Consider the following 17,315-nt stretch of genomic DNA (forward strand, 5'->3'; position numbering starts at 1 on the left):
GGGGGGGGGGGGGGGGGGGGGGGGGGGCGGCGCGGCGGCTGGCGGCCCCGCGCCCTCCGTCGAAGCATCTCCCCCCCCCCCCCCCCCCCCCCCCCCGCCCGGCCAACCCCGATATCCAGCAAACACACCCACCGCGGAGGGGGCCCAGCCCGATGGCCGATCTGCACGCTGGCGTTAACGCGAACCATGGCATGCTCGGCAGCCAGTCCACCCGGAACTCCCGCCATGCGCCTGCTCACCCGCGTCCTCCCCCTGCTGCTGATGGCCTCCCTGCTCTCCGGCTGCGGCTACAACGCCATCCAGCAGAAGGATGAGGCGGTCAAGGCCAGCTGGTCTGAAGTGCTCAACCAGTACAAGCGCCGCGCCGATCTGGTGCCGAACCTCGTGCAGACCGTCAAAGGTTTCGCCAGCCAGGAAGAGCGCGTGCTGACCGAAGTCACCAACGCCCGCTCGCGCGTCGGCCAGATCAACGTCAACGCCGATGACCCGGCCTCGCTCAAGCAGTTCCAGCAGGCGCAGGGCGAACTCGGCAGCGCGCTGTCGCGGCTGCTGGTGGTCAGCGAGAACTATCCGGTGCTGAAGTCCGACGCCAACTTCCGCGACCTGCAGGCGCAGCTGGAAGGCACTGAGAACCGCATCACCGTCGCGCGCGGCCGCTACATCCAGCAGGTGCAGGACTACAACACCTACATCCGCTCGTTCCCGCAGCTGGTCACTGCGAAGATCTTCGGCTACCAGCCCAAGCCCAACTTCAGCGTCGAGAACGAAGCCCAGATATCCAACGCGCCGGCGGTAGATTTCGGCAACGCGCCGCAGCAGCAGCCGGCACCGCAGCCGGGCCACTGACCGATGCGCCTGGCCACTGCGCTGCTTGCCCTGCTGCTGTGGCTGCCGCTGGCGTCGCAGGCGCAGCAGCTGGCGCCGATTCCGGCGCTGGATTCGCCGGTGGTCGATACCACCGGCACCCTCGATGCCGCGCAGAAGCAGGCGCTGGTGCAGCAGGCGACTGACCTGCAGCAGCGCAAGGGCAGCCAGCTGCAGGTGCTGGTGGTGCCGACCACCCAGCCGGAGGACATCGCGCAGTACACCACGCGGGTCTTCGACCAATGGCAGATCGGCCGCAAGGGCGTGGATGACGGCGTGCTGCTGGTGGTGGCCAAGGATGACCGGCGCGTGCGCATCGAGCCGGGCTATGGTCTTGAAGGCGCCATCCCCGATGCCATCGCCAACCGGGTCATCCAGGAATACCTGGTGCCGCGTTTCCGCAGTGGCGACTACGCCGGCGGCATCACCGATGCCACGGCGGTGCTGGTCAAGCTGATCGATGGCGAAACGCTGCCGGCGCCGGTCAGCGGCCAACGCGGCCACGAACCGGGCGGTGGAGGCGATACCTGGATCCTGGCGCTGTTCATCGGCGTGTTCGCCGGCAGCATCCTGCGCGGCGTGTTCTCCCGCGTGCCCCGTCCGCTGCGCGGCCTGCTTGGCGGCGGCGGCGCGGCGCTGGCCGCCTTCGTGTTCACCTCCACCCTGCTGGCCAGCGGCCTGGCCGGCATCGTCGGACTGATCGTGGCGATGCTCTCTGGTCACCCGGGCCGTTTCGCCGGTGGCGGCGGCTGGGGCGGCGGTGGTGGCCGTTCGGGTGGCGGCGGTGCTTCGGGAGGCTGGTGATGATCCAACGTCTGTGTCGCCACGTGTTTTCGCCGTCGGTGCGGCGCGCGTTCCCACCCGCCACGCTGCAGGCGATCACCGAGGCCATCGCCGCCGGTGAGCAGCGCCATGGCGGGCAGGTGATGTTCGCGGTGGAAGCGGACCTGCCGCTGGGTGCGCTGTGGCACAGGGTGACCCCGCGCCAGGCCGCCGAGCATGCCTTCGCCCGCCTGCGCACCTGGGATACCACCCATAACAACGGCGTACTGATTTACCTGCTGCTGGCCGACCACGCGATCGAGATCGTCGCCGACCGTGGCCTGCAGGGCCGGGTCAGCCCGGCGCAGTGGCAGCGGGTCTGCACCCACCTGCGCGAGGGCCTGCGCGGTGCCAATCCGGTGGCGGCGCTGCAGGGGGCCATCGATGAAGTCTCCGCGCTGGTGGAAGGGCACTTTCCGGCCGCCACGCGGTCCGATGATGACGGCCTGCCCGACACCCCGCAGATCCTGGGTTGAGCCGTAAAATACCCGTACTTCCGCAAGGCAGCTTCCATGATCTATTTCCACGACATCGACCCCATCGCCCTTTCGCTGGGGCCGATCAAGGTGCACTGGTACGGCATCATGTACCTGCTCGGCTTCACCGCAGCCTGGCTGCTGGGCCGCAAGCGCATCGCCGAGGGCCGCCTGCCGGGCGTCGATGCCAACGGTTTCTCCGACCTGCTGTTCTACGCCATGCTCGGCGTGGTACTGGGCGGGCGCATCGGCTACATGGTGTTCTATGCGCTGGGCGATTTCCTGCACAACCCGCTGCTGTTGTTCAAGGTGTGGGATGGCGGCATGAGTTTCCACGGCGGCCTGCTGGGCGTCATCGCCGCCTGCTGGTGGTGGTCGCGCAAGCACGCGCTGCACTTCTTCGACACCATGGATTTCATGGCGCCGCTGGTGCCGCTGGGCCTGGGCTTCGGCCGCATCGGCAACTTCATCGGCGCCGAGCTGTGGGGCAAGTACACCGATGGCAGCTGGGGCGTGGTGTTCCCGTCTGGCCTGCCGGCTCCGTTGAACCAGCTCGACACCGCGACCCTGCAGGCGCAGTTCGCCACCGGCGCACTGAACCAGTACGCCCGCCATCCCTCGCAGCTGTATGAAGCGGCGCTGGAAGGCCTGGTGATGTTCGTGGTGCTGTGGGCGGTGTCGGCCAAGCCGCGGCATCGCTACCTGATCGGTGGCCTGTTCGCGCTGCTGTACGGCATCTTCCGCTTCGCGGTCGAATTCGTGCGCATGCCCGACAACGGCATCTACATGGCGTTCGGCTGGCTGACGAAGGGCCAGATCCTGTGCGTGCCGCTCATCGCCTTCGGCCTGGTGCTGCTGGCCCTGTCGCGCCGCGCACCGGTGCTGCAGCCGCAGCCGATGGTGGCCGCGGAGGGCAAGGCATGAAGGCCTACCTCGACCTGCTCTCGCATGTGCTCGAGCACGGCACCGAGAAGAGCGACCGCACCGGCACCGGCACCCGCAGCGTGTTCGGCTGGCAGATGCGCTTCGACCTCAACGAAGGCTTCCCGCTGGTCACCACCAAGAAGCTGCACCTGCGCTCGATCATCCACGAGCTGCTGTGGTTCCTGAAGGGCGATACCAACATCGGCTACCTGAAGGACAACCAGGTGCGCATCTGGGACGAGTGGGCCGACGAGAACGGCGACCTCGGCCCGGTCTACGGCAAGCAGTGGCGCAGCTGGGCCACCGCCGATGGCCGCGAGATCGACCAGATGCAGTGGCTGGTGGACGAGATCAAGCGCAATCCGGATTCGCGTCGGCTGGTCGTCAGCGCCTGGAACGTGGGCGAGCTTTCGCAGATGGCGCTGATGCCGTGCCACAACCTGTTCCAGTTCTACGTGGTCGACGGCAAGCTCAGCTGCCAGCTGTACCAGCGCAGCGGCGACATCTTCCTCGGCGTGCCGTTCAACATCGCCAGCTACGCGCTGCTGACCCACATGGTGGCGCAGGCCACCGGCCTGGGCGTGGGCGATTTCGTGCATACCCTGGGCGATGCGCACCTGTATTCGAACCACTACGCGCAGGCCCGCGAGCAGTTGTCGCGTGAACCGCGCGCGCTGCCGAAACTGTGGTTGAACCCGGAGGTGACCGACCTGTTCGGCTTCCAGTTCGACGACATCCGCATTGATGGCTACGACCCGCACCCGGCGATCAAGGCGCCGGTGGCGGTATGAGGCGGCGTATGTCTGCACCGGCGCTGCTGGTGCTGGCGGGCCTGCTGCCGGCCATGGCGCAGGCAGCCCCGGCGGACACGCTGGCGCTGGCCCGGCAGGTCAACGCGCAGATCGTGCACCGGCATGTGCAGGAAGAGATCCAGGCCATCACCGAGGCAATGAACGGCGGCGCTGGGCAGAGCCTGGTCAAGGATTCGCCGGCCGGTTGCCAGGCGCAGATGGGCGAGGCCGTGACGACCCTGTACGCCGCAATGGCCGAACAGGTGAGATCGGGCATCGAAGAGCCCGCGTACCTGGCGGCCATGGATAAGCAGCTCGCGGCGGTCTATTCCGTCGAGGAGTTGAAGGCTTTCCTTGCGCAGAGTGCCGACGCGGACACCGACGCCTTCGGGCTGTACCGGGAGGTGATGTCCGGGCCGGGCCTGCAGGAAATCGACGACGCACAGAAGCAGAAGGTGTTTGCTGCGATGGATGAGAGCGCTCCCTCCACGCCGGCACTGGCCGCTGCATTCCAGGCCGCGCAGGCGGCGAAGGATGCCTGCCAGCGCCTGCAGATTGATGCCAGCTGACGGGGTGCTCCGATGAAACTCTCGATGATCGTGGCGCTGGACCGCAACCGTGGCATCGGCCAGGGCAACGCGATGCCCTGGCACCTGCCGGACGACTTCAAGCACTTCAAGGCGCTCACCCTGGGCAAGCCGATCCTGATGGGGCGCAAGACCGCCGAATCGATCGGCCGCGTGCTGCCGGGGCGGACCAACCTGGTGCTGACCCGCAGCGGCCAGGTGCCGTTCGAAGGCATGCGTGCGGTGGCGTCGCTGGACGAGGCCAAGGCCATTGCCGAAGGCGAGGGCGCCAGCGAGCTGTGCATCATCGGCGGCGGCGAGATCTTCCGCCAGCTGCTGGACCAGGCCAGTGACCTGTACCTGACCTGGGTGGATGCCGAGGTGCCGGCCGACACTCATTTCCCCGAGGTCGACCCGGGCGTCTGGCAGGAAACCAGCAGCGAACCGCACCCGGCTGACGCGCGCCATGCGTACGCGTTCCGGTTCGTGCACTACGTGCGCAGGTAGAGTCGACCGTTGGTCGACTGCTCCTCCATCAAATCGCGGAAAACCCCGCGCGGCGCGCGTGAGTCGACTGACAGTCGACTCTACCCGTACAGGCCTCTCAGCCCTGCGGCGGTGCGCTGTTGCCGTTACCGCCACCACCACCACCACCACCGCCACCACGGCGACGACGACGACGCGGGCCACGGCTGGCGGCAGGTGCTGCGGCCGCTTCCTTGTCCTTGTCCTGCGCCGCAGCGGCCGGCCGCTCACGTGCCGGTCGTGCCGGCGGACGGGCATTGGCTACCGGTGCCGGCACATCACGGCCGGGTACCCGCACCACGCGCAGTTCGTCGGTGTCGAGCTGGATGGCGGTGAGCTTGCCGCCCCACACCGCACCGGTGTCGATGGCATGCACGCCCTGGGTGATGGTCAGGCCCAGCGCCGACCAGTGGCCGCAGACCACCTTCAGGTCACGCTCGACCCGGCCCGGTACTTCGAACCAGGGATACAGCCCCTGTTCCTGCGTGCCCGGCGTGCCTTTGTCCTCGATGCCGATGCGCCCACGCGGGGTGCAGTAGCGCATGCGGGTGAGCACGTTGATGATCGCGCGCGAGCGGTCATAGCCGGACAGGTTCGGTGCCCAGCTCGGCTTGTCGCCGTACATGTTGCGGAACAGCTTGCGGTAGCCGGCGCCGTGCAGCTGCACTTCCACCTCGGCGGCGTGCTTCTCGGCCATCTGCGTGGTCCACTTCGGCGCCAGGCCGGCATGCACCATCATCCAGCCCAGCTCGCGGTCCACGTGCACCAGCTTCTGCAGGCGCAGCCAGTCCAGCAGCTCGTCGCGGTCGCCTGCCTGCACGATGCGCAGCAGGTCCGGGTTGACCTTGCGCTGCTCCTCTTCGGTGCGCGCACCGACGGCCAGCAGCGAGAGGTCATGGTTGCCCAGCACCACCACGCTGTGCTCGCGCAGCGAATGCACCAGGCGCAGGGTTTCCAGCGACTGTCCGCCGCGGTTCACCAGGTCACCGCAGAACCACAGGGTGTCCTGCGCCGGGTCGAAGCGGATCTTTTCCAGCAGTCGCTGGGTTACGTCGTAGCAGCCCTGCAGGTCGCCGATCGCCCATACACTCATCGTCCGGCCTCCGTGTCAGTGCAGGGTACGCGGCACGGCCAGCACGAAAGGTGCGACCGGCGCGGCGAATTCGGTGCCGTCATCGGCAACCATGTCGTAGTGGCCCTGCATGGTCCCGTGGTCGGTCCCGAGCATGACACCCGAGGTGTAACGGAAGTCTTCACCCGGGCGCAGGCGCGGCTGCTCGCCGATCACTCCGTCGCCATCGACATGCTCGACGCGGCCGTTGGCATCGGTGATGCGCCAGTGGCGGGCGACCAGGCGCGCGGCAACGCGCCCCTGGTTGTGGATGCGGATCGTATAGGCGAACGCATAGCGGCCGTCTTCCGGCGCGGATTGGTCGTCGAGGAAGCGCGGAGCAACCTCGACAGTAATGGCGTAAACGTCAGCGTCTTCCATACCGGCAGTGTAATCAGGTGGCATTGGCCAAAGCGATGAATTCAGCCACATCCAGCTGTTCTGCACGGGCATCGGGGCGCACGCCGGCGGCCGCGAACTGCTCGGCCGTGACGACATTGTTGAGCGCATTGCGCAGGGTCTTGCGGCGCTGCCCGAAGGCGGCCTTGACCACGTCGGCAAAGCGCTTGTGGTCGTTGATGTTGACGCTGGCCGGGTCACGCGGCACCAGCCGCACCACGGCCGAATCGACCTTCGGCGGCGGCCGGAACGCGCCCGGCGGCACCACGAACAGCGAGGTCACCTGGCAGTAGGCCTGCAGCATCACGCTGAGGCGGCCATAGACCTTGCTGCCCGGGCCGGCAGCCATGCGGTCCACCACTTCCTTCTGCAGCATGAAGTGCATGTCGCGGACGACCGCGGCGTGCTCCAGCGCGTGGAACAGGATGGGCGAGGAGATGTTGTAGGGCAGGTTGCCGACCAGGCGGATCGGCTCGCCGGCGGCCAGTGCGGTGAAATCCACGCGCAGCACGTCGCCCTGGACGATGGTCAGATCGCCCAGCGGTTCGGCGGCGGCGGTGAGCGGCGCGATCAGGTCGCGGTCGAACTCGATCACCGTCAGCTTCGGGTGCACGCGCAGCAGGGGCAGGGTGATCGCGCCCTGGCCGGGGCCGATCTCGACCAGACGGTCACCGTCCTTGGGATTGACCGCCATCACGATCTTGTCGATGTAGTGGCGGTCGGCCAGGAAATGCTGGCCAAGCTGCTTCTTGGCCGGGGCGGTGAACACCGGGCCGGAGGGGGAATGCGGGGAATTCATGCGCTCAGTGTACGTTGCCGGGCCAGCCGCGCACACAGCGCCGTTGCGGCCTGAAGGCTGGAAGGATCGGCGATGCCACGCCCGGCCAGCTCCAGCGCGGTGCCGTGGTCGACGGCCACGCGCGGGTAGGGCAGGCCCAAGGTCAGGTTCACGGCCTGTTCGAAGCCGGAATACTTCAGCACCGGCAGGCCCTGGTCGTGGTACATGGCCAGCACGGTGTCGAAGCCGGCCAGCTTGGCCGGCAGGAAGGCGGTATCGGCCGGCAGTGGCCCGACCAGGTCCATGCCCTCCGCGCGCAGGCGCCGCAGCAGGGGGATGACCAGGTCCAGTTCCTCGCGGCCGAGGTGGCCGTCTTCGCCGGCATGCGGGTTCAGCCCGAGCACGGCGATGCGTGGTGCAGGCAGGCCGAACTCGCGGCGCAGCGCGGCATGCACGGTGCGCAGGGTGTGTTCCAGGCGGGGCGCGGTGATCGCATCGGCCACCTCGCGCAGCGGCAGGTGGGTGGTGGCCAGGGCCACGCGAACGATGTCGTTGGCCAGCATCATCACCACCTTCACCCCGGCCTGGTCGGCCAGCAGTTCGGTAGTGCCGCTGTAGGCGATGCCGCCCTGGTTGATCACCGCCTTGTGCACCGGGCCGGTGACCATGCCCTGCAGCTCGCCGGACAGGCAGGCCTGGCCGGCCGCCAGCAACGCGCCGATCACCGCGCCCGCGTTGGCGGGATCGGTCTGGCCGAAGTGGCTGGGGGTGGTGTTGCCGAGGGGGCGAAGGCGCAGGTCGCCGGGCAGCCTTGCCTCGGCATCCTCGGGCAGCAGCTGCAGCGGCAGCTTCAGCGCGGCCGCAGCCGCGCGCAGGGTATCCGGATCGGCGAAGGCCAGCAGCCGGCAATCATCACGCGGCTGCTGGACAAGGCGGACGCACAGCTCCGGGCCGATCCCCGCCGGCTCGCCCGGTACCAGAGCGAGCTCGGGGCGCATCGGTCAGGGCTGCTGCGGCGTCGCGGTGTTCTCCGCGCGGTCGCCACTGCGGAAGCTGACGTAGGCTTCGCCACGCAGTTCCTGCAGGAAGCGGTTGTATTCGTCTTCCAGCTTGCGGCGGCCGATGGTCTCGCGCACCTGGGCACGCTGGTTGTCGCTGGTCACGTCGGTCTGGCGCGTGGCAACGCGCTGCACGATGTGCCAGCCGGCATCGGTACGGAACGGCTGGCTGACGCCGCCGTCCTGGATGCCTTCGACCTGCTGGCCGAACGCCGGACCGAAGGCATCGGCCGGGAACCAGCCCAGATCGCCGCCCTGGCCCTTGCTGTTGTTGTCTTCCGACGATTCCTTGGCCACGGTCTGGAAGTCGGCACCACCTGCAATGCGGGCACGCAGGGTGTCGATCTTGGCCTTTGCGGCCGCGTCGGTCTGGTTGTCGTCCACGCGCACCAGAATGTGGCGGCCGTGGTACTCGGTAACGGTGTGGTCGCCGGTGGCGGCGTTGGCATCGCGCACTTCGACCAGCTTCAGCAGCTGGAAGCCGCTCGGGCCACGGATCGGACCGACCACGTCGCCGGCCTTCATCTGCTGCATCATCTGCGCGAAGGCGGCCGGGATCTCATCCAGGCTGCGCCAGCCCAGATCGCCGCCTTCCAGTGCGTTGGGGCTGTCGGAATAGCGGACGGCGGCAGCGTTGAAGTCCAGCTCGCCCTTGTCCAGCAGTGCCTTCACGCCGTCGGCCTTCTTCTGGCCGGTGGAGATCTGTTCGGCAGTGGCGCCGTCGGGCAGGGCCACCAGGATGTGCGCCAAATGGTACTGGTTGCCGACGGTGGCCTGCTGCTTCAGGGCAGCATCGACTTCGCCCTCGCTGACGCTGATGCGGCTCTGGGCGAAGCTCTGGCGCAGGCGCTGCACGGTGATCTCGTCACGCACCGAGGCGCGGAAATCGGCGAAATCGATACCGTCGCTGGCCAGGCGCTGGCGCAGGGCGTCCAGGTTGGAACCGTTCTGCTGGGCGATCGAGTTCATCGCCTGGTTCAGTTCCTGGTCGCTGATGCGGATGCCGCTGCTCTGGGCGCGGGCGACCTGCAGCTTGACCAGTACCAGGCGCTCGAGCACCTGACGGCTGAGCACGTCATCGGGCGGCAGCTGGTTCTCACGACCGGCGTACTGGGCCTTGATGTTGACGATCGCGCGCTGCAGTTCGCTCTGCAGTACCACGTCCTCATCGACGATGGCTGCAATGCGGTCCAGCGGCTGGGCCTCCTGGGCGATGACCTGGAGGGGGGCGGACACGCTGGACACGGCCAGCAGCGAAGCGAGTAGGACGGGGAAGCTCTTGGTCATGGGATCTGGTTTGGATCGTAGTCGTCCCGGGTCGCCCCGGTGTTGCTGGGCGGCACGAGATAGAGGTCATCACGGTTGTAGCCGAGAATAGCACGGCGCAAAGTGCGGTCCGTATCCTGGCCGAGGGAGCTCAGGCCCTTGAGCACGAACTCGAGCTGGATGGAATTGTTCATTTCGCCTTCGCGATTGCGCACATAGCGACGGGCCACGGCGCGCACGGCCAGGCAGCAACTGTCCCACTGCACGCCGCCGATGATTTCCAGCGGCTCCTTGTCCTGGATGGAGTAGTAATAACGGCCGACCAGGCTCCAGCGCTCGTTCAGCGGGTACAGGAACGACAGGTCGGCCTGTTCCAGCAGGGTGCGCTGCTCCTTGGTGGCATTGGCCGCTGCACCCGCGTTGATGCGGTAGCGGTAGCTCAGGTTGATCACGCCGTCGTTGGACATCAGGTAGCGGGCGCGGACGCTGGCCAGATCCTCACGCTTGTACTTCGGGTCCCACTGGTAGGTGGCGCCGAGGGTCCAGCGGTCGTTGATCATGTAGTTCGAATCGGCGATCCAGGCCGACTTGCCTTCTTCCACCGGGGCGCCGCCCGGGGTCACGGTCACCCGCGATGCGTCGAAGTACTGGATCTGGCCGATCGAGGCCGAGAAGCGTTCCTTGCCGGTGGTCTGGTCGATGAAGCGGGTGCTCAGTGCCAAGGTCAGCTGGTTGGCATCATTCTGGCGGTCGGCGCCGGTATAGCGCGAATCGCGGAACAGCTGGCCCCAGCTGAAGGTGAAGTCACGGGTATCGAATACCGGCAGTTCGTCCTGGTTGCGATAGGGCGTGCGCAGGTAGAACAGGCGCGGCTCCAGGGTCTGCAGGAAGGACTTGCCGCCGATTTTGGTGTCGCGGTCGAAGAACAGGCCGGCATCGAGGCTGGCGATCGGCATACTGCGGCTGGGCGAGGTGTTGCCGCGCAGCTGCTCCGGCGTCGCGGTGGTCGGGTCGACGCCCTGCGAGCGCAGGATCTGGCCACGGATGCCGTTGACGCCGTCCACCAGGCCGCGGTCAAGCTGATAGGCGGTATAGCGGTAGGCCAGGGTCGGGGTGACATACCAGGCTGCGCCGCTGATCGGGAACGAAACGTACGGCTTCAGGTCCAGGCGCGACCCACCGCTGACACCGATGCCGTCGGTCTGGCGCAGGCCGTTGCGGGTGTACTGCAGGTCTTCGCCGACGCTGGCGTCGTACTTGAAGTTGACGTCGTCGTGGGTGAAGCGCACGGCCTCGGCGTACACGCCGGTCTCCAGCCACGGCAGCAGCGACTTGTCCCAGTTGAAGTACAGCCGCGGCTGGCGGTTGTAGGCCAGAGCGCGCTCGTCCAGGGTGTAGTCGGTCAGCTGCCAGCGATCGGCCATGATGCCGGCGGTCCAGTCCTGGCCGGTGCCGTACAGGCCGATGGTGCTCTGCAGGTTGGACGCGGTGACGCCGACCAGGCGGTTGGCGAAGTCTTCGATGTAGCGCTCGTCACTGACCCAGGCCAGGTTGGCGCGGGCCTGCCAGTGGCTGTCCACGTTGTGGTAACCGTTGAACATCACCCGGCCACGGTCACGATCGCGCAGCTTGTCGTTGGGGATGTAGCCGGTCAGCAGTTCGCCGCGGCCGCCGTTGTAGAGGTAGCGGAACTCGTTGTCGAGCATCAGGCCCCGCCGGCTCATGTAGCGCGGCGTCAGCGTGTCGTCGTAGTTCGGCGCCAGATTCAGGTAGATCGGCTGGGCGTAATCGAAGCCGTTGCGGCCGGACATGCCCAGCTGCGGGAACAGCAGGCCGGTCTTGCGGCGGTCGTCGATCGGGAACTTGAAGTACGGCGCCCACAGCACCGGCACCTTGCCGATGCGCAGCACGGCATTGCGGGCGGTGCCGAAGCCTTCGTCGTTGTCCACTTCGATTTCCGGCGCCGACAGCTTCCACACCGGCTGCGAGGGATCGCAGGTGGTGTAGGTCGAGCGGTGCATCTGGCCGACCGCGCCCTGCAGGTCGACCGATTCGGCATCGCCGTTGCCACGGCGCGACACCAGCTGGTACTGGATGTCGGTGATCTTGTGGGTGTCGCTTTCCTGGTTGCCCTCGGCACGCTTGGCGACCATGCGGATCGACGCATCCTGGTAGCGCACATTGCCGTCGGCGATGTAGTTGCCACTCTCGGTGTCGAAGCTGAGCTTGTCGGTACCGACGAACTGGTCGCCACGGCGCAGCGCCACGTTGCCCTGGTACTGCGGCACGGTGGTGGTGCCCAGCAGCTGGTCACCTTCGATGTCGGTGGGCTGCTGCTCGCGCTCGGCGCTGGCGGCGGCCTTGTCCTGCCCGGGCACCGGGGTGGGGGCATCGGTGAAGGCTGGGATCACTTCGGTCGCCGGGCACAGGCCCCAGTTGAGCGGCTTGTCATCGGCCATCGCGGGAAGGCAGACGGCGATGCTCAGGGGCAGGGGAAGCAGGCGGAGGGCTCGGCGCACGCGGTTCGGATTCGGGCGAAAACGGACGGTAGATTGCCCCATCCGCTGCATAGGGGCAATGAAGGTTGCCGTCCGCTGCCGGTTCGGGTTCATCCAGCCCGTCGCCCGGAGGCCCCTTCCAGCAGGACCCTGACATGGGCCACGGTGCACTCGGACAGGGCCTGCAGGTCATAGCCGCCCTCCAGCATCGACACCACCCGGCCGGCCGCGTGGCGGCGGGCCAGCGCATGCAGTTCGGCGGTGATCCAGGCGAAATCGTCGGTTTCCAGCATCAGGTCAGCCTGCGGGTCGCGCAGGTGCGCGTCGAAGCCGGCCGAGACCAGCAGCAGCTGCGGGCGGAAGTCGTCGATGGCCGGCAGCATCTCGTCGGCCCAGACATTGCGGAAGCGGAACCCGCCACTGCCCGGCGGCAGCAGGATGTTCATCAGGTTGCCGGTGCCACGGTCGCGGCGCAGACCCGAATTGGGGAACAGCCCGGCCTGGTGGGTGCTGTAGTACGACACCCGGGCGTCGTGCTGGAAGATGTCCTGGGTGCCGTTGCCGTGGTGGACATCGAAGTCCACCACCGCGATGCGCTCAAGCCCGTGGCGGTCACGCGCGTAGGCGGCGGCCACGGCGATGTTGTTGAGCAGGCAGAAGCCCATCGCCGTGCTGCTGGTGGCGTGGTGGCCGGGCGGGCGCACGGCGCAGAACGCCAGCGGGTCATCGCCCAGCATCACCGCATCGACCGCGGCCACGCCGGCACCGGCCGCGTGCACGGCAGCGCTGGCCGAACCGGGCGAGGTCCATGTGTCCATGTCGAGCTGGCGCAGCGGCAGGTTCTGCGGCTGCAGGACGAAGTCGAGCAGGGCGCTGTCGTGCACCCGGCTCAGTTCACCGAACTTGGCCGGCGGCCCCTGGCGCCAGTCCAGCTGGCCGGGGAAGGCCTGGTGCAGGGCATCGAGCACCACCTGCAGCCGCTGCGGGCACTCGGGATGGCCGGGGCCGGGGTCGTGCTGCAGACAGGCGGGGTGGGTATAGACCAGCATCGGCGGTCAGCGCTGCCGGTGCTGCGGCTGCCACAGCGCCTCGCCGTGGCCATCGGCACGGGCCAGCACCCGCGACAGCACGAATAACAGGTCGGACAGCCGGTTGAGGTACTGCAGGGCTTCGCTGCGCACGCTTTCCACCCGCGCCAGGGCGACGGTCTCGCGCTCGGCCCGGCGCACGATGGTGCGTGCCAGGTGGCAGCGTGCGGCCGCTTCGCCGCCGGCCGGCAGGATGAATTCCTTCAGCATCGGCAGGTCGGCGTTGTAATGATCCAGCTGCTGTTCCAGCGCCGAGATGTCGGCGGCGTGGATGGCGGCATGGCCCGGCACGCACAACTCGGCGCCGAGGTCGAACAACTGGTGCTGCAGGTGGACCACCAGCGACCGCACGTCGTCCGGCAGTGGCGCGGCCAGCAGCAGGCCGAGCGCGGCGTTGGCTTCATCCACCGTGCCATACGAGGCCACGCGCAGGTCGTCCTTGCCGACCCGGCTGCCATCGCCGAGACCGGTGCTGCCGTCATCGCCGGTACGGGTGTAGATGCGCGAAAGACGATGGCCCATGCGATGGCTCAGTGCTGGATGTCGCGGCGGGCCTGCTGCAGCTTCAGCACCTGCTCGACAGCCAGCTGCAGGGCCGCGGCCAGCGCCACATAGATGGCCGTGGTGCGCAGGTAGGGGCCGAACCACTGCGCGTAGTTCTGCGCCCAGCCGGCCATGGTCGGCTCGGCCACGTTGCGGGTGGTCCAGTAGAAGCCGCCCTGGGCGAGCAGGTGGCACAGGGCCACCGAGGCCACCAGCAGCAGCGCGCCCTTGCCCAGGGTCGACCAGTGCGCGCCGTGGTAGTTGCGGCCCAGCAGCAGGCCACCGGCCCACAGCGAGAAGTACGCCGGCAGCAGCAGCCAGTAACCCGGCGAGACGCAGTAGTGCTGCCAGAAATCCAGGCCGCTGCTGCGGATAACGATCCAGTCCACCAGTACGGCGAAGACCATCAGCAGCGGGAACGCCCAGCGCGTCCAGCGCGCCAGGTAGAAGCCACCGATGAAGAACACCGCCCAGGACGCATCGGGGATGGCCGCGAAGTGATTGACCCGGGTCGCCGCCAGCAACAGCACAAGCACGGACAGGACAAAGGCGCGGTTGGCGGTGTCGGACATGGCAGCGGGCCCGGAGCGGATTCAGCTTTCATTCTAGCCTGCCGCGCGGGTTGGCGCAGGGCCTGGCGGCGAGCGCGTATCATTGGCTCATGAGTGAACGACATGACGTGCTGATCGTCGGTGGCGGTCTGGTGGGAGCCAGCCTGGCCATCGCCCTGGACCGGCTGGGCCTGGACGTGGGCCTGCTCGAGGCCAGCCCGGCCGGCGAACTGCCGGCGGTGTTCGACCAGCGCAACCTCAGCTTCGCCGCCGCCACCGTCAATGCGCTGACCGCGCTGGGGGTGATGCAGAAGCTGGCGATGGCGCCCGGCCCGATCCGCCGCATCCATGTCAGCCGCGCCGGGGATTTCGGCCGGGTCCAGCTCGACGCGGCCGATTACGACCGGCCCTGGTTCGGCCAGGTGGTGGTGGCGCGCGATTTCGGCCAGGCGCTGGAAGCACGCCTGCAGGAACTGCCGCGCCTGCACCGTTACCGGCCGATGCGCTTCCTCGGCCTGGGCGACGTGGTCGATGGTTACCGCCAGGTGCGGGTGGCCGACGAGGCCGGCGAGCGCCTGCTGCACGCACGCCTGGTGGTGGGTGCCGACGGTACCGCCAGCGGGGTGCGCGAAGCGCTGGGCATCGAGGTCGACCGCCATGATTTCCTGCAGACCCTGTTCGTCGCCCGCGTGCGCAGCCAGCGCGCGCCCGATGGCAGTGCCTGGGAGCGTTTCACCGACACCGGGCCGACCGCGCTGCTGCCGCGCGGTGACCGCCACTTCGGCTGCGTGCACGGCGTGGCCCGTGACCAGGCCGAGGCGGTGATGGCGCTGGACGATGCCGCCTGGCTGCAGCGCCTGCAGAACGCGCTGGGCTGGCGCGCCGGGCGCCTGCTTGAATCCGGTCCGCGCAGTGCCTACCCGCTGATCCAGGTGCTGGCGCGCGCGCTGGCCGGGCAGCGCGCGGTGCTGCTGGGCAATGCCGCGCAGACCATCCACCCGCTGGGGGCGCAGGGTTTCAATCTGGGCCTGCGCGATGCGCTGACCCTGGCCGAGCTGTTGCAAGACGCGGGCGGTGATGCCGGCAGCGATGGCCTGTTGCAGGCCTACGTGGCCCGCCGCCAAGAGGACCGCCGGCAGACGGTGGCGTTCTCCGGTGGCCTGGCCCGGCTGACCAGCAACCCGGCGCCGCTGCTGCGGCCGCTGCGCAGCCTGGGCCTGGTCGCCGCGCAACGCGCGTCGGTGCAGTCGATGCTGGTCGGCGGGGCAATGGGTTTCCGCGGTGACGTGCCGCGCCTGTGCCGTGGGGAGGCCGCATGAGCCGCCGCATGCGCCTGGACGTGGCCATCGTCGGCGGTGGCGTGGTCGGTGCCGCCTGTGCGCTGGCGCTGGCCGATGCCGGTCTGTCGGTCGCCCTGGTCGAAGGCCGCGAGCCGTCGCCGTGGCACGCCGCGCAGCCGGACCTGCGGGTGTTCGCGTTCGCCGCCGACAACGTGCAGCTGCTGCAGCGCCTCGGCGTGTGGCCGGCGATCGCCCAGGCCCGTGCCTGGCCGTACCGGCGCATGCAGGTATGGGATGCGGCCGGCGGCGAGGATCTGTTGTTCGACGCCGACCGCTTCGGTCGTCGCGAGCTGGGCTACATCGTCGAGAACGGCCTGCTGCAGGACCGCCTGTGGGCGGCGCTGCCGGCCGCTGGCGTGCAGCTGCACTGCCCGGCGCGGGTGGAGGCGCTGGAGCAGGACGAAGACGGCGTGCGCCTGCGCCTGGACGATGGCCGCCGCCTGGATGCCACGCTGGCCGTGGCCGCCGATGGTGCCGAATCGACCCTGCGCCAGCTGGCCGGGATCGAGGTCGAGCGCCACGACTATCACCAGCGGGGCGTGGTGGCCTATGTGGACAGCGAACTGCCGAACCAGGCCACGGCCTGGCAGCGCTTCCTGCCCACCGGGCCGCTGGCCCTGCTGCCGGTGGCCGAGCGCCGCAGTTCGATTGTCTGGACGCTGCCCGAGGACGAGGCCGCACGCGTGCTGGCCCTGGACGAAGCGGCCTTCAACCGCGAACTGACCCGTGCCTTCGCCGCGCGCCTGGGCGAACTGCGCCTGGCCTCGCCGCGCGCGGCGTTCCCGCTGCGCCGGCAGCTGGCCCGCCACTACGTGGCCGGCCGCGTGCTGGCACTGGGCGATGCCGCACATGTGGTGCACCCGCTGGCCGGGCAGGGCGTGAACCTGGGGCTGCGCGATGTCGCCGCCCTGCAGCAATGGCTGGCGCCGTCGGCCGAACGCCGTGGCCAGCCGCGCCTGTCGCCGCAGCGCCTGCAGCGCTGGGCCCGTGAACGGCGCAGTGACAACCAGATCGCCGCCTACAGTTTCGATGCGATCAACCGGCTGTTCTCCAACGACGAAATGCACCTGACCCTGGCCCGCGGCCGCGCGCTGGGCTGCGTCGGCAAGTGGCCGCCGCTGGTGCAGGCGTTCTGGAAGCGCGCCGCCGGGGTCTAAGCCGGTAGCGCCGGGCCAAGCCCGGCGCGCGCGCCGCGCGGGTGACCCCTTGCGCCGGGCAAGCCCCCGCGCGACCCCCGTCGGTTCACCGATACCGCCGTCGTTTCAGTAGATCCACGCCATGGGTGGATGAACATCGCGAAAGCGGATCAGTCGATCAGCCAGCCAGCCAGGTCGGTGCGGTCCAGCTTGCCGCGATGCTTCACGTCCAGCGAGGTGAACTCATCGGCCAGCGCCGGGTTGGCCTGTGCCTCGTCGCGGCTGATGAAACCATCGCCGTCCACGTCCAGCGCGGCGAAGTGAATGCGGTACTGGCCGACCACGCTGGCCGGGCTGACCGAGCGCACCGTCACCGGCGTTTCGCCCAGCGGCACGGCGATGTCGACGCTGCCGGTCACCCGGCCACTGGCCAGTGACTGCTGGCGGACCACGCCGCTGTCGTCGCGCAGCGGTGCGCTCTGTGCCGGTTGCGGCAGGGCCACCTGCGCCGACGCAGCCGCCGGCAGCAGGGCCATCAGGAGTGGAATCGGTCGAAAGTGCATGCAGTCGTATTTCCGG

19 protein-coding genes are annotated in these 17,315 nt (G+C 68.7%); 9 read left to right on the plus strand and 10 right to left on the minus strand.

Features of this window, described 5'->3' with window-relative positions:
- Positions 1-225: 225 nt before the first annotated feature.
- Genes AC1VXD_RS16590 through AC1VXD_RS16620 form a run of 7 tightly spaced genes read left to right on the plus strand, consistent with a single transcriptional unit; the run spans position 226 to position 4,950 of the window.
- On the plus strand, positions 226-846 hold the full coding sequence (locus tag AC1VXD_RS16590) for a LemA family protein (RefSeq protein WP_482992959.1): 621 nt from the start codon (positions 226-228) through the stop codon (positions 844-846).
- A gap of 3 nt (positions 847-849) precedes the next feature.
- Positions 850-1,668, plus strand: a complete 819-nt coding sequence (locus AC1VXD_RS16595) for a TPM domain-containing protein (RefSeq protein WP_482992960.1) — start codon at positions 850-852, stop codon at positions 1,666-1,668.
- Positions 1,668-2,162: a TPM domain-containing protein gene (locus tag AC1VXD_RS16600; protein ID WP_482992961.1), complete on the plus strand. Its 495-nt coding sequence runs from the start codon at positions 1,668-1,670 to the stop codon at positions 2,160-2,162. Before AC1VXD_RS16595 ends, AC1VXD_RS16600 begins: the two co-directional genes overlap by 1 nt.
- A 36-nt stretch (positions 2,163-2,198) precedes the next feature.
- A complete protein-coding gene (gene lgt / locus AC1VXD_RS16605; protein ID WP_482992962.1) occupies positions 2,199-3,086 on the plus strand; it encodes a prolipoprotein diacylglyceryl transferase in 888 nt (295 codons plus the stop codon).
- Positions 3,083-3,877: a thymidylate synthase gene (locus tag AC1VXD_RS16610; protein WP_482992963.1), complete on the plus strand. Its 795-nt coding sequence runs from the start codon at positions 3,083-3,085 to the stop codon at positions 3,875-3,877. The genes lgt and AC1VXD_RS16610 overlap by 4 nt, the downstream gene beginning before the upstream one ends.
- Positions 3,878-3,885: 8 nt before the next feature.
- Positions 3,886-4,446 (plus strand): hypothetical protein, encoded by a 561-nt coding sequence (locus tag AC1VXD_RS16615; RefSeq protein WP_482992964.1) that lies wholly within the window; start codon positions 3,886-3,888, stop codon positions 4,444-4,446.
- 12 nt (positions 4,447-4,458) lie between these two features.
- Positions 4,459-4,950, plus strand: a complete 492-nt coding sequence (locus tag AC1VXD_RS16620; RefSeq protein ID WP_333628971.1) for a dihydrofolate reductase — start codon at positions 4,459-4,461, stop codon at positions 4,948-4,950.
- A 97-nt stretch (positions 4,951-5,047) separates the two neighbouring features.
- Here AC1VXD_RS16620 and AC1VXD_RS16625 read toward each other — a convergent pair whose 3' ends face one another.
- The 9 genes from AC1VXD_RS16625 to AC1VXD_RS16665 form a co-directional block, all read right to left on the minus strand.
- Positions 5,048-6,061 (minus strand): symmetrical bis(5'-nucleosyl)-tetraphosphatase, encoded by a 1,014-nt coding sequence (locus AC1VXD_RS16625; protein ID WP_482992965.1) that lies wholly within the window; start codon positions 6,059-6,061, stop codon positions 5,048-5,050.
- A gap of 15 nt (positions 6,062-6,076) precedes the next feature.
- The gene (gene apaG / locus AC1VXD_RS16630; RefSeq protein WP_079220685.1) at positions 6,077-6,460 is read right to left on the minus strand and encodes a Co2+/Mg2+ efflux protein ApaG; all 384 of its coding nucleotides are present in this window, start codon (positions 6,458-6,460) and stop codon (positions 6,077-6,079) included.
- A 13-nt stretch (positions 6,461-6,473) separates the two neighbouring features.
- Positions 6,474-7,277: a 16S rRNA (adenine(1518)-N(6)/adenine(1519)-N(6))-dimethyltransferase RsmA gene (gene rsmA, locus AC1VXD_RS16635; protein WP_200753150.1), complete on the minus strand. Its 804-nt coding sequence runs from the start codon at positions 7,275-7,277 to the stop codon at positions 6,474-6,476.
- Positions 7,274-8,254 carry a 4-hydroxythreonine-4-phosphate dehydrogenase PdxA gene (gene pdxA / locus AC1VXD_RS16640; RefSeq protein WP_482992966.1) on the minus strand — a complete coding sequence of 327 codons (981 nt, stop codon included), beginning with the start codon at positions 8,252-8,254 and terminating at the stop codon, positions 7,274-7,276. Before pdxA ends, rsmA begins: the two co-directional genes overlap by 4 nt.
- A gap of 3 nt (positions 8,255-8,257) precedes the next feature.
- Entirely contained in the window at positions 8,258-9,601 is a 1,344-nt protein-coding gene (locus AC1VXD_RS16645) for a peptidylprolyl isomerase (protein ID WP_482992967.1), read from the minus strand.
- A complete protein-coding gene (gene lptD / locus AC1VXD_RS16650) occupies positions 9,598-12,099 on the minus strand; it encodes an LPS-assembly protein LptD (RefSeq protein WP_482992968.1) in 2,502 nt (833 codons plus the stop codon). Before lptD ends, AC1VXD_RS16645 begins: the two co-directional genes overlap by 4 nt.
- 89 nt (positions 12,100-12,188) lie before the next feature.
- A complete protein-coding gene (locus AC1VXD_RS16655; protein WP_482992969.1) occupies positions 12,189-13,127 on the minus strand; it encodes a histone deacetylase family protein in 939 nt (312 codons plus the stop codon).
- 6 nt (positions 13,128-13,133) lie between these two features.
- On the minus strand, positions 13,134-13,688 hold the full coding sequence (locus tag AC1VXD_RS16660) for a cob(I)yrinic acid a,c-diamide adenosyltransferase (protein WP_482992970.1): 555 nt from the start codon (positions 13,686-13,688) through the stop codon (positions 13,134-13,136).
- Between the two features lie 8 nt (positions 13,689-13,696).
- Positions 13,697-14,281, minus strand: a complete 585-nt coding sequence (locus tag AC1VXD_RS16665) for a hypothetical protein (protein WP_482992971.1) — start codon at positions 14,279-14,281, stop codon at positions 13,697-13,699.
- Positions 14,282-14,370: 89 nt separating this feature from the next.
- Between AC1VXD_RS16665 and ubiH the strand changes: the two genes are divergently transcribed.
- The gene (ubiH, locus tag AC1VXD_RS16670) at positions 14,371-15,579 is read left to right on the plus strand and encodes a 2-octaprenyl-6-methoxyphenyl hydroxylase (protein ID WP_482992972.1); all 1,209 of its coding nucleotides are present in this window, start codon (positions 14,371-14,373) and stop codon (positions 15,577-15,579) included.
- Entirely contained in the window at positions 15,576-16,757 is a 1,182-nt protein-coding gene (locus AC1VXD_RS16675) for a UbiH/UbiF family hydroxylase (RefSeq protein ID WP_482992973.1), read from the plus strand. The genes ubiH and AC1VXD_RS16675 overlap by 4 nt, the downstream gene beginning before the upstream one ends.
- A gap of 149 nt (positions 16,758-16,906) precedes the next feature.
- On the opposite strand, the gene AC1VXD_RS16680 is transcribed toward AC1VXD_RS16675, so the two are convergent.
- Complete coding sequence (locus AC1VXD_RS16680; RefSeq protein ID WP_482992974.1) at positions 16,907-17,299, minus strand: EF-hand domain-containing protein; 393 nt, start codon at positions 17,297-17,299, stop codon at positions 16,907-16,909.
- Positions 17,300-17,315 lie beyond the last annotated feature (16 nt).

Source organism: Stenotrophomonas sp. STEN054 (assembly GCF_056854535.1).

Bases quoted from the DNA above. Each gene is read 5' to 3' on its own strand.
- AC1VXD_RS16590 (WP_482992959.1), top strand. From the start codon at position 226: ATGCGCCTGCTCACCCGCGTCCTCCCCCTGCTGCTGATGGCCTCCCTG.
- AC1VXD_RS16595 (WP_482992960.1), top strand. From the start codon at position 850: ATGCGCCTGGCCACTGCGCTGCTTGCCCTGCTGCTGTGGCTGCCGCTG.
- AC1VXD_RS16600 (WP_482992961.1), top strand. From the start codon at position 1,668: ATGATCCAACGTCTGTGTCGCCACGTGTTTTCGCCGTCGGTGCGGCGC.
- lgt (WP_482992962.1), top strand. From the start codon at position 2,199: ATGATCTATTTCCACGACATCGACCCCATCGCCCTTTCGCTGGGGCCG.
- AC1VXD_RS16610 (WP_482992963.1), top strand. From the start codon at position 3,083: ATGAAGGCCTACCTCGACCTGCTCTCGCATGTGCTCGAGCACGGCACC.
- AC1VXD_RS16615 (WP_482992964.1), top strand. From the start codon at position 3,886: ATGTCTGCACCGGCGCTGCTGGTGCTGGCGGGCCTGCTGCCGGCCATG.
- AC1VXD_RS16620 (WP_333628971.1), top strand. From the start codon at position 4,459: ATGAAACTCTCGATGATCGTGGCGCTGGACCGCAACCGTGGCATCGGC.
- AC1VXD_RS16625 (WP_482992965.1), bottom strand. From the start codon at position 6,061: ATGAGTGTATGGGCGATCGGCGACCTGCAGGGCTGCTACGACGTAACC.
- apaG (WP_079220685.1), bottom strand. From the start codon at position 6,460: ATGGAAGACGCTGACGTTTACGCCATTACTGTCGAGGTTGCTCCGCGC.
- rsmA (WP_200753150.1), bottom strand. From the start codon at position 7,277: ATGAATTCCCCGCATTCCCCCTCCGGCCCGGTGTTCACCGCCCCGGCC.
- pdxA (WP_482992966.1), bottom strand. From the start codon at position 8,254: ATGCGCCCCGAGCTCGCTCTGGTACCGGGCGAGCCGGCGGGGATCGGC.
- AC1VXD_RS16645 (WP_482992967.1), bottom strand. From the start codon at position 9,601: ATGACCAAGAGCTTCCCCGTCCTACTCGCTTCGCTGCTGGCCGTGTCC.
- AC1VXD_RS16655 (WP_482992969.1), bottom strand. From the start codon at position 13,127: ATGCTGGTCTATACCCACCCCGCCTGTCTGCAGCACGACCCCGGCCCC.
- AC1VXD_RS16660 (WP_482992970.1), bottom strand. From the start codon at position 13,688: ATGGGCCATCGTCTTTCGCGCATCTACACCCGTACCGGCGATGACGGC.
- AC1VXD_RS16665 (WP_482992971.1), bottom strand. From the start codon at position 14,281: ATGTCCGACACCGCCAACCGCGCCTTTGTCCTGTCCGTGCTTGTGCTG.
- ubiH (WP_482992972.1), top strand. From the start codon at position 14,371: ATGAGTGAACGACATGACGTGCTGATCGTCGGTGGCGGTCTGGTGGGA.
- AC1VXD_RS16675 (WP_482992973.1), top strand. From the start codon at position 15,576: ATGAGCCGCCGCATGCGCCTGGACGTGGCCATCGTCGGCGGTGGCGTG.
- AC1VXD_RS16680 (WP_482992974.1), bottom strand. From the start codon at position 17,299: ATGCACTTTCGACCGATTCCACTCCTGATGGCCCTGCTGCCGGCGGCT.